Genomic DNA, 14,057 nt, shown 5'->3' with positions numbered 1-14,057 from the left:
CGCGTGAGGCGTGAAAAGGCGCGGAAGGACGATCCGGCCCCTCGATAGGCTGACCCGGTGATCGACATCAAACTCCTCGCCGACGACCCCGACCGGGTCAAGGCCAGCCAGGTTGCGCGTGGCGACGATCCCGCGGCCGTTGACCAGGTCCTCGACGCCGATGCGCGGCGGCGCGCCGCCCTGACCGAGTTCGAGCAGGTGCGTGCGCGACAGAAGTCTCTGGGCAAGCAGGTCGCCGCGGCCAGTGGCGAGGAGAAGCAGCGCCTGCTGCACGAGACCAAGGCCCTCGCTGCCCGCGTCAAGGACCTGCAGGCGAGCGCCGCGACGCTGTCTGCCGACCGGGATGAGTTGCTTGCCTCGATCGGCAATGTCGTGGTTGAGGGCGTCCCCGCCGGCGGTGAGGACGACTATGTGGTGCGCGAAATGGTCGGCACGCCAAGAGATTTCGCGGCCGAGGGGTTCGCGCCGAAGGATCACCTCGAACTCGCTGAGGGCCTCGGGGCTCTGGACATGGCTCGCGGGGCGAAGATCGCCGGGGCGCGCTTCTACTTCCTCACCGGTGTGGGCGCCCGTCTCGAACTTGGCCTGCTCAATGCCGGTATGGCATGTGCGATCGAGCACGGGTTCGTCCCGATGATCACGCCCACCCTCGTGCTCCCGGAGGTCATGCGCGGGGCCGGGTTCATCGACCGGCACGCGGACGAGGTCTACCGGCTCGAGGCCGACGACCTCTATCTGACCGGGACCTCCGAGGTCGCGCTCGCGGGCTATCACGCAGGGGAGGTGCTCGATTTGCGCGGCGGTCCGAAGCGGTATGCCGGCTGGTCGACGTGCTATCGCCGCGAGGCCGGCAGCTATGGCAAGGACACCCGAGGCATCATTCGGGTGCACCAGTTCAACAAGATCGAGATGTTCGTCTACTGCGACCCGGCCGAGGCGGAGACCGAGCACGAGCGCCTGCTGGACATGGAGCGCGAGATGCTCGCCAAGATCGAGGTGCCCTACCGCATCATCGACACCGCGGCGGGCGACCTGGGGCAGAGCGCGGCGCGCAAATTCGACTCTGAGGCCTGGGTGCCTAGCCAGGGGCGCTATCGCGAGCTGACGTCGACCTCGAACTGCACGACCTTCCAGGCGCGCCGGCTCGGCACACGCGTCAAGGGCGAGCACGGCAACCAGGTCGCCGCCACTCTCAACGGGACTCTCGCGACCACCCGCTGGTTGGTGGCGATCCTGGAGAACCACCAGCAGGCGGACGGGTCGGTCCGGGTGCCGGCGGCCCTGCAGCCCTATGTCGGCCTGGAGGTCTTGAGCGCCGACTGACCGGCTCGGGAGCCACGCGAGACCCTGATCGTGATGGCGGTCTTCGGGGCGACTGGACCTGAGGCAGGCGTGGCGGGCGCGGGACTGAGACCCGCTAGCGTTTCGGTCATGCACCCGCCGCACCTGGTCGCTCTCGACATCGACGGCACCTTGTTGACGCATGAAGGCGAGTTGCGGCCCGCCGTCCATGACGCGGTGGCCGCGACTGCGGCCGCCGGCCACCAGATCGTGATCGCCACCGGTCGCTCGGTGCTTGGCACGCTGCCGGTGTTGGCCCGCCTCGGCATCGAGCGCGGGTATGCCGTGTGCTCCAATGGCGCGGTCACCATCGACCTCGATCCGGCGTTGCCGAGCGGCTACGAGGTTATCGAGGCCGTGACCTTCGACCCGGGCCCGGCGCTGACCCTGCTGCATGACGCCTGGCCGGATGCCGTTGTGGCCGTCGAGGATCTCGGCGTCGGGTTCAAGGTCAGTGCTCCCTTCCCCGACCCGCTCGAAGGCGTGGTCACGATCGTGCCGTGGGAAGAACTCCTGGCGGACCCGGTGACGCGCGTGACCTTCCGCAGCCCGACGGGGACCAGTGACGACTTCGTCGAGCTCACGCACCGGATCGGCCTGCACGGCGTCAACTACGCGGTGGGCTTCTCGGCCTGGCTCGACATCAACCCGGAGGGCGTCTCGAAAGGCAGTGCGCTGGAGCTGATCCGGCGACGATTGTCGATCCAACCCATGCACACGGTCGCGATCGGTGACCAGCGCAACGACCTGGAGATGCTCAGGTGGGCGGCCCGGGGGGTCGCGATGGGCAATGCGCCGGAGGAGGTCAGGGAGGTCGCCGACGAAGTCACCGCATCGGTCTATGACGACGGAGCGCCCGCCGTGCTGTTAACCCTGCCCGGGGTCGCCCGGGGGAGCGAGGTCGCGAGTTGCTGACCGATGTGCTGCTGACCTCGGCGGCCAACCCGCGGATCAAGAGCGTGCTGGCGCTGCGCAACCGCCGCGATCGCGAGGCTGCCGGCTGCACCCGCCTCGAAGGGGCTGAGGAGCTGGCCCTCGCGCTTGGCGCCGGAGTCGCGCCCACGACAATTTTCCACTGCCCGGAGCTGATGGGTGACCGGACGGCGGGGGCCGACCTGGTCGCGGTTGCCCGCGAGCGCGGTGCGCGGGTCTTCGAGTGCAGCCGAGCCGCCTTCGAGAAGGCGGCCTACCGCGAGGGGCCGGACGGGCTGCTGGCCATCGTGCCGCAGCCGGGCGTGGAGTTGGCTGCCCTGGATGTCCCGGCCGGCGCGCTCGTGCTGCTCGCTCAGCGGATCGAGAAGCCAGGCAATCTCGGCGCGATGCTCCGAACCGCCGATGCCGCCGGAGTGGCCGCCGTCATCGCGGCCGACCCGGTGACCGACTGGGGCAACCCCAATGTCATTCGGTCGAGCAAGGGCACGGTCTTCTCGGTGCCCGTCGCTTCGGCATCGACCGCTGAGGCCATGGGCTGGGTGCGCGAGCGGGGGCTCACGGTGGTGGCTACGACGCCCGACGCCGTGGACCGGCATACGGACGCGGATCTGACCGGCGGGATCGCCGTGGCGGTGGGTTCGGAGAAGTACGGCCTGGATGCGGAGTTGTTCGTCGCCTCGACCGTGCACGTGCGCATCCCGATGGCCGGCCAGGCCGATTCGCTCAACGCCTCCGTGGCCGCCGCGATCGTCCTCTTCGAGGCGGTGCGGCAGCGCGGCTGAAACGCACGGTCAGACGGTGACGTCGCCCTCGGCGGTGTTGAAGGTGACCGACATCAGGCCGGGGGTGCCGTGCGGCGCGACGAAGTGGAACTGGATCACCGAGCTGGTGGTCTCGGCGGGCAGACCGAGCCAGTCCTTGACGCGCTCGGGGTCGCCGCCGATCTCGAGGGAGTCGATGGTGACGTCGGTGTGCGCGTCATCGGAGGGGTGCGGAGAGCCGCTGTCCCACTGGACGAAGAAGGGCAGCTGCGGGTCGGACTGCAGGCCCCGGACGCCGAGCTGACGCCACTTGAACTCGCGACCGTCCGGCATGCGGCGGTTGCCGTCGACGGCGGCGCGGCCGAGGCGCTGCTCGATATCGGCGAGGTCCTCGACGCGCACGACCCAGCCCAGCCAGCCGCCGCCGAGCTCACTGCGCGCGCGCACGGCCTGGCCGAAGGGAGCCTTGTCGGCCGAGGGGTGATCCAGCACCTCGACGACCTCGACATAGCGCTCGTGGGCCAGCGGCAGGATCACATTCCGCGTGCCGAAACGCGGGTGCACGCCCCCCTCGACGGGTTCGACGTGCAACTTCGCAGCCAGGCGTTCGGCAGTGGCTTGCAAGCCGTCGGATTCAGCGGCATACGACACATGATCCACGCGCATTCCCTCATCGTTACACACGCGAAAGGGTGCTCTTGACCACGTCCAGACCGGCTGCGGCCGTGGCAGAGCCGCGCAATCGACGTTTGATCGGTCAAGGCCGCGGGGCGACAGTGACGCGTCGGCGGGGGCGTCAGCCGGTGGTCGGCGGGACCACGCGGTCGACAAGTTGGGGTGCCAGACCGACGTAGGTCTGCGGGGTCAGCGTCGTCAACCGGGCCGCGACATCCGCGGGCAGGCCGAGCCCCTCGATGAATTCCCGCAACTCCGTCGCGCCGATGCGACGCCCGCGTGTGAGCTCCTTGAGGCGCTCATACGGGTTGGCCATGCCAGGCACGCCTTGGGCGGCGAGAGCACGCATCGCCGACTGGATGGGTTCGGCGAGCACCTCCCAGTTCGCGTCCAGGTCCGCGGCCATGGCGCCCGGGTCGGCGTCCAGGCCGGACAGGCCGCGGGCGACATTGTCGAGGGCGAGCAGCGAGTGACCGATCGCCGTGCCGACATTGCGCTGCATCGAGGAGTCGGTCAGGTCGCGCTGCAGCCGGGAGGTGACCAAGGTGGCCGCGAGGACGTCGAGGAGGGCATTGCTGACTTCGAGATTCGCCTCGGCATTCTCGAAGCGGATCGGGTTGACCTTGTGCGGCATGGTGCTGGACCCGATGGTGCCCTGGCCGCGGACCTGCGCGAAGTAGCCGAGCGAGATATAGGTCCAGACGTCGGTGCAGAGGTTGTGCAGGATGCGATTGAAGCGGGCGAGGTCGGCATAGAGCTCCGCCTGCCAGTCGTGGCTCTCGATCTGCGTGGTCAGCGGATTCCAGGTCAGGCCGAGCGAGCCGACAAACTCCGCGCTGATGCGCTGCCAGTCGGCATCGGGCACGGCAGCCAGGTGTGCGCCATACGTGCCGGTGGCGCCGTTGAACTTGCCGAGATATTCGGCGCGCTCGATGCGGCCGAGTTGCCGGCCCAGGCGCCAGGTGAGGACGGCGAGTTCCTTGCCCATGGTCGTGGGGGTGGCGGGTTGCCCGTGGGTATGCGCGAGCAACGGCACCGCGCGCAACGCGCCCGCCATCGCCTCTACCTGGGCGAGGAGCGCGCGGGCGGCCGGGAGCCAGACCTGGGTGATCGCGCCACGGATCATCAGGGCGTAGGAGACGTTGTTGACGTCCTCGGAGGTCGCCCCGAAGTGGATGAGTTCGGTGAGCGGATCGTCCTCGCTGCGGCCGGGCAGGGCGGCGAAGCGCCGCTTCAGCAGGTATTCGACGGCCTTGACGTCGTGGTGGGTCTCGGCTTCGATCGCGGCGAGTTCGGCGATGTCGTCGGGGCCGAACCGGGCGGGGATCGCGCGTAGGGCGGATTGCTCGTCCGCGGTCAGGGTGCCGCACCCGGGGATCACCTGGTGCCTGGTCAGGTAGATCAGCCACTCGACCTCGACGCGCAGTCGCTCGCGGTTGAGGGCGGGCTCGGAGAGGTGGTCGACGAGGGGAGCGACGGCGCTGCGGTAACGACCGTCGAGCGCACCCAGGGCGACCTGCGCATCGGCGAGGCTCGGCATACATCCATCCTGCCATCGGGGTGGCCGGCCGTTGGGCGGCCGTCCATGCGCGCCGCATGGCCGCGGACCGCGGGCCGGGGACGGCGGGTCGGTGCGCGTGGTCGGTGGGGTGGACGCGATCGCCCACCCCACCGCCGGTGCGGGCCGGCTAGACGGCGGCCTCGTCCATGGCGAGCGTGGTCGTCGGGTCGATGATCCCGAAGACCTCGCCCTCCGGACCAGTGACGATGGCCATCCGGCCGAAGGGGCTGGTGTCGGCGGGCATGATCACGCTACCGCCGAGCTGCTCGACCTTGGCGACCATGGCGTCGGCGTCGTCGGCCTGGAACCAGGTCAGCCAATAGGGCATCTCGGCGCCCGGGGTGTTGGCGTCGTCCGCGACACCGCCGATGGCCGACTCGGGGCCGCCGCCGTCGAGGGCGAAGACGCAATAGGTGAAGCCGTCGCCGCCGATGTCGGTGAAGGAGTAGCCGAAGGCCTTGGCGTAGAAATCGCGCGCCGCGTCGTAGTTCAGCGTGTGCAGCTTCTTCCAGCAGTAGGCGCCGTCCTCGTTGAAGACGCCCGCGCCGGTGTGGGCCTTGGCCTCCCAGACGCCGAACGCGGCGCCGGACGGGTCGACGGCGACGAACATGCGGCCCACATCGCCCACGTCGAAGGCCGGCATCATCAGCGTGCCGCCCGCCGCAGTGACGGCCGCGGCGCACGCGTCGGCGGAGTCGGCGGCGAGATAGCTGGTCCAGACCGACGGCATCGTTCATCTGGGGGAGGGCCGGGCGCGGGCTGGCCCGGCGGGCCCATCCTCGCACCTCGGCCTGCCCCCCGTCCGACGCACCTGAACCGGCCACTCGACGGGCATCCCTCGTTCGGAGCGTGGAACACGGACGGGTCAGGGGAGGGCGGCGCGGACGTGGTCGACGATGCCGGGGACAGCGGCGGTCAGCTCGGCATAGGTGCGGTCGAAGTCGACATCGCGGCCGTACCACGGGTCGTCAACGTCGAGATTGCCGCGGGCGACGGCGTCCGGGTCGAAGGAGCGGATGAGGCGGATGTGGTCGGTGGGCTCGCCCCCGGCCAGGCGTCGGAGCCGGTTCAGGTGTCCGTGGTCGGCAGCGAGGATCAGGTCGCGATCGGCGAGCCACGCCGGGCGAATCTGGCGGGCCCGATGGGCCTGGCCCCCATGGTCGGTATGCCCGTGCCGTCGCAGTGCGGCGAGGGTGCGGGAGTCCGCCCGATTGCCGGCCTCTTCGGCTGAGACGCCGGCCGAATCCACCGCGACACGGTCGCTTAGGCCTGCGTCCTCGAAGGCTTCGCGCAGGAGGAACTCCAGCATGGGGGAGCGGCAGATATTGCCGGTGCAGACGACGCAGATCCGGTAGGTCACCGGGCCATTCTCCCGGTGCCCATGTCGGTGCTTCGTGGCCGCCTCGGTCTCTCCTGAGAAGTCTCCGGTCCGTGCCCGCAGGTTGCCGGGCCTGGGCAGTTGGGGTCAGGGCAGCGGCGGCTGCAGGGCCAGGACGCGGTCGAAGCCGTCGCGGCCGTCCTCGCGGTGGCTGACCATGATCACGGTGCGGGTGTCCGAGGCCGAGAGCAGGTCGTCGATCACGGCGCGGGCGGTCGCCGAGTCCAGATGGGCGACCGGCTCGTCGAGCAACACCACCGGTCGCTGCGAGACCAGGGCGCGGGCCAGCCCGAGGCGGGCCTGCTCGCCGCCAGACATCCCGCGCCCGCCGATGCCGAGTCGGGTTTCGAGACCGTCGGGCAGTCCGCGCAACCACGCGCCGAGCCCGGCCCGCTCCAGCGCCTCGATGAGCGCGCCATCGGTGGGTTCGGTGGCCGCGAAGCGCAGGTTCTCCCGCAGGGTGGACGCGAAGACATAGGGGCTGTCGTCGACGACGGCGAGCCGGCCGCGGGCGGCGGGCAACGGCATACGGCAGGCATCGGTCTCGTCGAGAAAGTAGGTCCCGGACTCCGGATCGAGGTGGCGTGCGAGCACGGCGAGCAGGGTCGACTTGCCGGCGCCATTGGGGCCGACGATCGCGAGGTGGGTGCCGGCGGGGACGTCGAGGTCGATCGGCGCGAGGGCGAGGGGCCGCTCGAGCGTCCATCGAGCGCTGATGTCGCGCAACGCGATTGGCGTATGCCGTTCGCTCGCCTCGGTGTCCGCCCCACCCCCGTTGTCACCCCCCACCCCGGGGCTGGTGTTCGCCCGATTGCTTGCCCTTGCCTTGGTATCCAAGCGCGCTCGTGAGGCGGCGTCCTGCGGGTTGCCGGTGGTGCCGCCGGCTTGCGGGTCGAGGGCTTGGGCGACGGCAGGCTCCTGATCGAGCACGCCACGCAGGCGGGTCGCACTCCCGCGGGCGCGGGCGAGGGCACGAGCGGCTTCGGCCAGCGGGGTGAGGGCGTCGGTGGCGGCGACCGGGGCGAGGACCAGCATCGCCGCGACCGGGGCGGTATGGCGGGTGTCGCCGGCCAGGGTCACGGCCACGGCCAGCGTCGTCGCTCCCACGGCGAGCAGGATCCCGGCGGCGGCGAGCGCTCGGCCGCGGGCCTGGCGCATGGTGGTGTCGACCCAGGCTCGGGAGGCGGCCTCGAGCTCGGCAAGCACGGCCGGCCCGGCACCGATGGCGGCGATCTCGGTTGCCTGCCCGGTCAGGGTGGCCGCGACGCGATTGACGTCCGCGCGGGCGCGCAGGAGTTGGGCGGCTCCCACGGCCTCGAGGCGTTCGGCCAGCAGGGCAATGGCCAGCACGACCAGGCCCAAGGCGGCCACCCAGGCCCCGATGCGCAGATCGAAACCGGCGGTCACGGCGACAGTGATCGCCCAAGCGATCAGCGCGGACAAGCCGGGGACGGTGACGCGGATCTGCGCGCCGACGATGTCGTCGAGATCGTCGACCACGCCCGTGAGCAGGTCGGATCGGCCCCGTCGGCCGAGGCGGGCCGGCGTGAGGGGAACGAGCGCGGCATACGTCTGGACGCGGCGTTCGGCGAGATCGGCGAAGGCGGCATCGTGGGTGCCCAGCCGCTCCCAGTAGCGGAAGACCGGCCGAGAGATGCCGAAGGTCCGCACCGCCACGATCGCGGCGAGGAGCGTTTGGATGACGGGGCGCTCGTCGGCCTTGACGATCAGCCAGCCCGATGTCGCCGTCAGGGCAACCCCGCTGGCCAGGGCCAGGCCGCCGATGACTCCGGCCGCCAGGAGCGGGCGGGTCAGGCGCAGGGTGCGCAGGTCGGGCAGGCCAAGCGCGGGGAGCGGGACGCGCTCGGGGGGTGCTTGGCGCCGACTGCGGCCGGCGCCAGCCGAGGCGGCGGTTGTGCGCTGCGATCCCCCTTCGCCGTGCACAAGTCGCTGGACCGCGGCCGTGTCGGACGGACTGCTGACTGACGCAACCTCTGCTAGCAGAGGTTTTGTCGCAGCGCCGTGACTCGTGTCCGCGCCGCGGGCGGCGCCTGAACTACCTCGCGGGCCGGCGTCCAAGTCACCGCGGGGTGAAGCGCTCGCGTCCGCGGATCCCGGCCGGGCCCGTTCCGCGGACAGGGGGACCCGTTCGGAAGCCACGCGGATCTCGCGGTCGGCGAGGGCGACCAACTCGGGCCGGTGGGTGATCGCCAGCACCGCGCGCCGCGTCGCCAACTGCGCAATGGCCGTATGCGCGATCGCCACGCTCGCGTCGTCGAGGTGGGCGGTCGGTTCGTCGAGCAGGATGACCGACTCCGGGGCGAGCAGCGCGCGGGCCAGGCCGATGCGCGCCCGCTGGCCGGCCGACAGCCCGAAGCCGTCGTCGCCGACCACGGTCTCCAACCCATCGGGCAGGCCAGCGACGAAGCCGTCGAGCCCGACGTCGCGAAGCGCCGACCAAATCGCTTGTGGCGCGGCGCCATTGCCCAGGGCAAGGGCACGGCCCAGGGTGCCGGTCGGGAGGTAAGGCCGCTGCGTCACCACATGGCAGGGCGGTGCCGTGACGGTCCCGGAGTCGGGGGCGCGCAGACCGGCGATCAACTCGATCAGGGTGGTCTTGCCGACCCCCGAGGGTCCGGTGATCGCGGTCAGTCCGGGCCCGGCGTCGAGGTCGATACCGGCCAGGACCGGCTCCGGCGCCCCGGGATAGGTATAGGTCACCTCGCGCATCTCCACGGCTGCCAGTGCCGGCAGGGCGCCTCGCCGATCGTCAGCGGCCACCCCGGCTCCGGCCTCGCCCGCTCCGGCGGCCGCGGCCGCCCCGTCACGGGCACTCAGCTCCGCCTGGATCTCGGCCAGCGCTTGCGCCCCGTCCGCCGCGCTGTGGAACTCCTGCCCAACCCGGCGGATCGGCCAATATGCCTCCGGCGCAAGCAGAATCGCGACCATCGCCATCGACAGCGGCATCGCGCCGTCGGCCAGCCGCACGCCGCACAGCACGGCGACGATCGCCACCGAGATCGTCGCCAGCAACTCCAGCGCCGCCGAGGACAAGAACGCGATCCGCAGCGTGCGCATGGTCGCAACCCGGTGCTCCTGCGAGACCGCCCGGATCGTGCCCAGCTGCCGCTCGCCGCGGCCGTAGTTCACCAGCGTCGGCAGCCCGCGCACGACATCGAGAAAGTGCCCGCCGAGGTCGGCCAGCGCCCGCCAGCGCCGCGCTGTCTCGTCCTGCGTCGCCCGCCCGATCAACGCCGCAAAGAGCGGCAACAGCGGCAGCGTCAACACCACCACGAGCGCGCTCGGCCAGTCCACGATTGCCAGCGTCACGACCGCACCCACCGGCACGATCGCGGCGGCGACGAGGGCGGGAAGGTAGCGCGCGACATACGGCTCGACGCTTGCGCATCCGGAGGTGGCGAGCGTCAATTGCGTTGCGGCAGCGGGCCGTATGCCGTCCGGTCGCCCCGCCCACGCAGCGAGCAGTCGCGCTCGCAGGGCCGTCGAGACGACCGCGCCGGCGCGCGCCGCGACATACTCGGCGGCGGCGGCGAGCAGCCCGCGGGCGGCGAAGAGCACGACCAGCCAGGTGAGCGGCATACGCACATCGGCGGAACGCGCGATCGCGACCACGACGCCGGTCAGGGCGAACGCGGTCGCGATCGTGGCGACCCCTTGGAGGATCCCCACCACCCCCAAGGCCACGAAGGGGCGGCGGGTCTCGGGGACGGTGGAGAAGACTTCGGGGTCGAAGGGCTTCACAAGGACGCCGGCAGACCTATCGGACGGCGGCGGGCACGTGGCCCGGATCCTGTGCAGCAGGGATCTGCTCCACACTGATCCGCTTGCGGAAGACCCAGTAGGTCCAGCCCTGGTAGAGCAGGACGATGGGGGTGAAGACCACGGCGGCGATCGTCATGATCTTCAGGGTGTAGTCGGTGCTCGACGCATTGTGGATGGTCAGCGACCAGGCGTCCTTGGTCGAGCTCGGCATCACGTTCGGGTAGAGCATGAAGAAGTACGTCGCCACCGCGAACGCGATCGTCACGAAGGTGCCGGTGAAGGCGAAGCCCTCCTTGCCGCGCAGGTTCGAGGCGATCGACGCGAGGAGCGCGACGGCCGCGACAACGGTCGTCAGCCACGACCAGATGCTGCCCCGGGTGATGCCCAGGACGAGCAGCAGGATGACGGCGAGCCCGGCGGCGGCCAGCCCCGACTTGGTCGCGAAGGCGCGGGCGTCCTCGCGGATCGGGCCGGCGGTCTTCAGGGCGATGAAGTAGGCGCCGTGCGTCAGGAAGAGGGCGACGAAGGTCAGGCCACCGAGCAGGCCCACCGGGTTGAGCAGGGTGAACAGGTTGCCGGTGTATTCCATGTGCTCATCGATCGGCACACCGCGCACCACATTGGTCAGCGCGACACCCCACAGCAGCGCGGGGACGAAGGAGCCGACGATGATCGCGAGATCCCAACGGGCCTTCCAGGTCGCCGACGCCCGCTTGCCGCGGTAGTCGAAGCCCATATTGCGCACGATGAGCGCGACGAGGATCAGCAGGAGGGGGAGGTAGAACCCGCTGAACAAGGTGGCATACCAGTGCGGGAAGGCGGCGAAGGTCGCGCCACCCGCGGTGAGGATCCACACCTCGTTGCCGTCCCAGACCGGGCCGATGGTGTTGATCATGACGCGGCGACGCTTCTCGGTGTCGTCGGCGTCACGGCCCTTGCCGAGGATCGGCAGGAGCATGCCGACGCCGAAGTCGAAGCCTTCGAGGGCGAGATAGCCGGTCCACAGCACGGCGATGAGAAGGAACCAGATCACTGCGAGGTCCATGTCAGTTCTCCTTTCTCAGTACGCGAACTGCAGTTGGCTGTCGTCGGACATCTCGTCGGGCGACTTGGGTTCTTCGACCGCCTCGGCACCCTTCTTGACGTAGTCGGTGAAGAGCTTGACCTCGACGACGGCGAGCGCGGCATACAGCAGGGTGTAGACGACCATCGAGATGAAGACATTGGCGGCCGAGACCGACGGTGAGACGCCGCTGGCCGTCGTCATCACGCCGTAGACGATCCATGGCTGCCGGCCGATCTCGGTGAAGATCCAGCCGAAGCTGATCGCGAAGACCGGCAGCAGCGGGCTCCAGATCGCGATGTGCTTCCACCACCTGCTCGCCGGGCTGGCGTCCTTGCGGGTGCCCCAGAGGGTGATCAGCGAGAGCAGGCTGGACAGGGCGCCGAGGCCGATCATCAGACGGAAGCTCCAGTAGGAGCCGGGGATATTCGGCGTGTACGTCTTGTCGTATGCCAGCTTGCCCACCTCGGCGCCGTAGCGCTCGGTGACCTTCTGGGCCAGCGCCTGCTCTTGCGGGCGGATCTGGTTGATGCCCTCGACCTGATCGTGGAAGTTGCCGGTCGCGAGGAAGGAGAGCAGGCCCGGGATGCGGATGGAGAAGATCTCCTTCGAGCCGTCGAGCGAGCCGATCGTGAAGATCGAGAAGCCGGCATTGGTCTTGGTCTCGTAAAGCGCCTCTGCCGCAGCCATTTTCATCGGCTGCACCTCGGTCATGATCTTGCCCTGGATGTCGCCGGTGACCATCACGCCGATGCTCGCGACCAGCGAGACCCAGGCGCCGATGCGCGCGGACCTGCGATACATCGAGTGGTCGGCCGCGTGCTTCTTCTTCAGCATCAGCCACAGCGAGACGCCCATGACCATGGCGCCGCCGGTCATATAGCAGGAGGTGATGACGTGCGGGAAGGTCACCAGCTGGACCTTGTTGGTCAGCACGGCGAGGAAGTCGGTCATCTCGGCGCGGCCCGAGTCGGGGTTGAACTTGTAGCCGACCGGGTTCTGCATGAAGGAGTTGGCCGCGAGGATGAAGTAGGCGGACAGCACCGTGCCGATGTGCACGGCGACCATGGTCAGGGCGTGCAGCTTCTCGGGCAGCCGGCCCCAGCCGAAGATCCACAGGCCGAGGAAGGTCGACTCGAGGAAGAACGCGAGCAACGCCTCGAAGGCCAGCGGCGCGCCGAAGATGTCGCCGACGAAGCGGCTGTAGTCGCTCCAGTTCATCCCGAACTGGAACTCCTGGACGATGCCGGTGACCAGCCCGAGGGCGAAGTTGATGGTGAACAGCTTGCCGAAGAACTTCGCCAAGCGTAGGTATTCCGGCGTCTTGGTGCGCACCCACTGGATGTGGAAGTAGGCGACGATCGCGGACATGCCGATGGTGATCGGCACGAAGAGGAAGTGGTAGACGGTCGTGATGGCGAACTGCCATCGCGCCAGGTCCAGGGCATCCATGAGTTGAGCTCCGGTCGTCGTGTCCGATGAGTGACGATTGACCGTATGCCGCATGGCCGGGTGAATTCAGGCAAGGTATAGCTTGCTGAGGCCCACCTGCGTGACCTAGCCACGCGCAGGTCAGCGGCCTTGGTAGCGCTTCCACCGATGTTCGCGCTGATCACCAGGCATACCGGTGGTGGTATGCCGGCGTACTCGCTGTTACCGACCGGTAGCCCGGTGTGGGCGGGATCACTTGTCCGATCGAATCCGTCGTACCGCCATTCGGAACGCCTCGCCCGGCCCGAGATGGTATGCGGCGGTGGCGGGCGCCGGCCTCGCCACGACCGAACCGTCTTGACCCTTGTCCTCGACGCGAGGGGGGTCAGTGCCTGGCTGGTCACCAGGGCGACTGATTGAGCTTGCGCGCCAGGCGTTGTGCCGACGGACGTGCCTGCCGTGGTCCTGACTGAGTACCTGACTGGTGATCCGCGGCGCGACTTCTCCCCCGAGCGCCAAATGCGGGCCTGCCTAGTCCCGCAAGGTCGATGACGAACTGACCGCTCGCGCAGCCGCCTACCAGCGGACCGCAACGGGGCGTGCCGGCGCCATCTTCGCTCTCGCGGCCGTGGTCGCGGCCCACCCCGCCGACCTCAGTGCGCTGGCGACCCAGGCCTATGAGCTGATCGCCGTTGTCGCGGTCTAACGCCGCCGGTCAGCGTTGACTCAGTCGCCGCGCGCCCAGGCGAGGAGCTGCCGCCCCCGCGGCCCGAGCCGACCGGCGTCGTCGAACGGAACCAACAACTCCACGACCACCTGCTTGGCGGATCTCGCATCGTCCCCGAACGTGAAGCCGAGGAAACTGGCGAGAAAGAGCGTGTAGGCGAGTTCCACCCGGAGGTCCTCGCGGCTCGGTTCGCGCTCGACCAGACTGAAGCGCCGCGTCAACGCTTCTTGAACGTCCTGCGCAGCGGTTGCGCCGTCGTCGGCGCGCAACGCGAGGTCGGCCAGTCGCTCGTAGCTGATGGAGAGGTCGCGTTGGTAGCCGGTGTTCCCGGGTTCGCGTTGGGCCAGCCCCCGGGCGATGTCGAGGCCGTCGGTGTAGAAGCGGCGGGCGGTGTCCGGGTCCCC

11 protein-coding genes are annotated in these 14,057 nt (G+C 69.7%); 3 read left to right on the top strand and 8 right to left on the bottom strand.

Translation table 11 applies throughout. The annotated features are described in order from the left end of the window. The first annotated feature begins 57 nt into the window (after positions 1-57). The 3 genes from serS (at position 58) to ABD209_RS01835 (ending at position 3,056) form a co-directional block, all read left to right on the top strand. Positions 58-1,323 carry a serine--tRNA ligase gene (gene serS, locus ABD209_RS01845; protein ID WP_324386690.1) on the top strand — a complete coding sequence of 422 codons (1,266 nt, stop codon included), beginning with the start codon at positions 58-60 and terminating at the stop codon, positions 1,321-1,323. A gap of 108 nt (positions 1,324-1,431) precedes the next feature. Then, positions 1,432-2,256, top strand: a complete 825-nt coding sequence (locus ABD209_RS01840) for an HAD family hydrolase (protein ID WP_324386691.1) — start codon at positions 1,432-1,434, stop codon at positions 2,254-2,256. Next, complete coding sequence (locus tag ABD209_RS01835; protein WP_344061270.1) at positions 2,250-3,056, top strand: TrmH family RNA methyltransferase; 807 nt, start codon at positions 2,250-2,252, stop codon at positions 3,054-3,056. Before ABD209_RS01840 ends, ABD209_RS01835 begins: the two co-directional genes overlap by 7 nt. 9 nt (positions 3,057-3,065) lie before the next feature. Here ABD209_RS01835 and ABD209_RS01830 read toward each other — a convergent pair whose 3' ends face one another. The 8 genes from ABD209_RS01830 to ABD209_RS01795 all read right to left on the bottom strand — a co-directional run. Further along, positions 3,066-3,701, bottom strand: coding sequence for a VOC family protein (locus ABD209_RS01830; protein ID WP_344061268.1), 636 nt, complete (start codon positions 3,699-3,701; stop codon positions 3,066-3,068). 130 nt (positions 3,702-3,831) lie between these two features. Then, positions 3,832-5,250 carry an adenylosuccinate lyase gene (purB, locus tag ABD209_RS01825; RefSeq protein WP_344061265.1) on the bottom strand — a complete coding sequence of 473 codons (1,419 nt, stop codon included), beginning with the start codon at positions 5,248-5,250 and terminating at the stop codon, positions 3,832-3,834. 148 nt (positions 5,251-5,398) lie between these two features. Continuing rightward, on the bottom strand, positions 5,399-6,001 hold the full coding sequence (locus ABD209_RS01820) for a VOC family protein (protein ID WP_344061262.1): 603 nt from the start codon (positions 5,999-6,001) through the stop codon (positions 5,399-5,401). A 135-nt stretch (positions 6,002-6,136) separates the two neighbouring features. Beyond that, positions 6,137-6,631, bottom strand: coding sequence for a low molecular weight protein-tyrosine-phosphatase (locus tag ABD209_RS01815; RefSeq protein ID WP_344061259.1), 495 nt, complete (start codon positions 6,629-6,631; stop codon positions 6,137-6,139). A gap of 105 nt (positions 6,632-6,736) precedes the next feature. Further along, positions 6,737-10,411, bottom strand: a complete 3,675-nt coding sequence (gene cydD / locus ABD209_RS01810) for a thiol reductant ABC exporter subunit CydD (protein ID WP_344061256.1) — start codon at positions 10,409-10,411, stop codon at positions 6,737-6,739. Positions 10,412-10,427: 16 nt separating this feature from the next. Further along, positions 10,428-11,477, bottom strand: coding sequence for a cytochrome d ubiquinol oxidase subunit II (gene cydB / locus ABD209_RS01805; RefSeq protein WP_344061253.1), 1,050 nt, complete (start codon positions 11,475-11,477; stop codon positions 10,428-10,430). A 15-nt stretch (positions 11,478-11,492) separates the two neighbouring features. After that, entirely contained in the window at positions 11,493-12,947 is a 1,455-nt protein-coding gene (locus ABD209_RS01800) for a cytochrome ubiquinol oxidase subunit I (protein ID WP_344061251.1), read from the bottom strand. A gap of 705 nt (positions 12,948-13,652) precedes the next feature. Continuing rightward, positions 13,653-14,057 (bottom strand): hypothetical protein (locus ABD209_RS01795; protein WP_344061248.1); only part of this gene is annotated, 405 nt, incomplete at its 5' end.

The organism is Nostocoides vanveenii, from assembly GCF_039531165.1.
Classification (GTDB): domain Bacteria; phylum Actinomycetota; class Actinomycetes; order Actinomycetales; family Dermatophilaceae; genus Nostocoides_A; species Nostocoides_A vanveenii.
Note: the sequence above shows the minus strand (reverse complement) of the source record. Positions and strands in the feature narration are given on the sequence as shown.

What these genes read in the sequence shown, in the direction of transcription:
- ABD209_RS01840 (WP_324386691.1), top strand. Translation starts at nt 1,432, where the DNA reads ATGCACCCGCCGCACCTGGTCGCTCTCGACATCGACGGCACCTTGTTG.
- ABD209_RS01830 (WP_344061268.1), bottom strand. Translation starts at nt 3,701, where the DNA reads ATGCGCGTGGATCATGTGTCGTATGCCGCTGAATCCGACGGCTTGCAA.
- purB (WP_344061265.1), bottom strand. Translation starts at nt 5,250, where the DNA reads ATGCCGAGCCTCGCCGATGCGCAGGTCGCCCTGGGTGCGCTCGACGGT.
- ABD209_RS01820 (WP_344061262.1), bottom strand. Translation starts at nt 6,001, where the DNA reads ATGCCGTCGGTCTGGACCAGCTATCTCGCCGCCGACTCCGCCGACGCG.
- cydB (WP_344061253.1), bottom strand. Translation starts at nt 11,477, where the DNA reads ATGGACCTCGCAGTGATCTGGTTCCTTCTCATCGCCGTGCTGTGGACC.
- ABD209_RS01800 (WP_344061251.1), bottom strand. Translation starts at nt 12,947, where the DNA reads ATGGATGCCCTGGACCTGGCGCGATGGCAGTTCGCCATCACGACCGTC.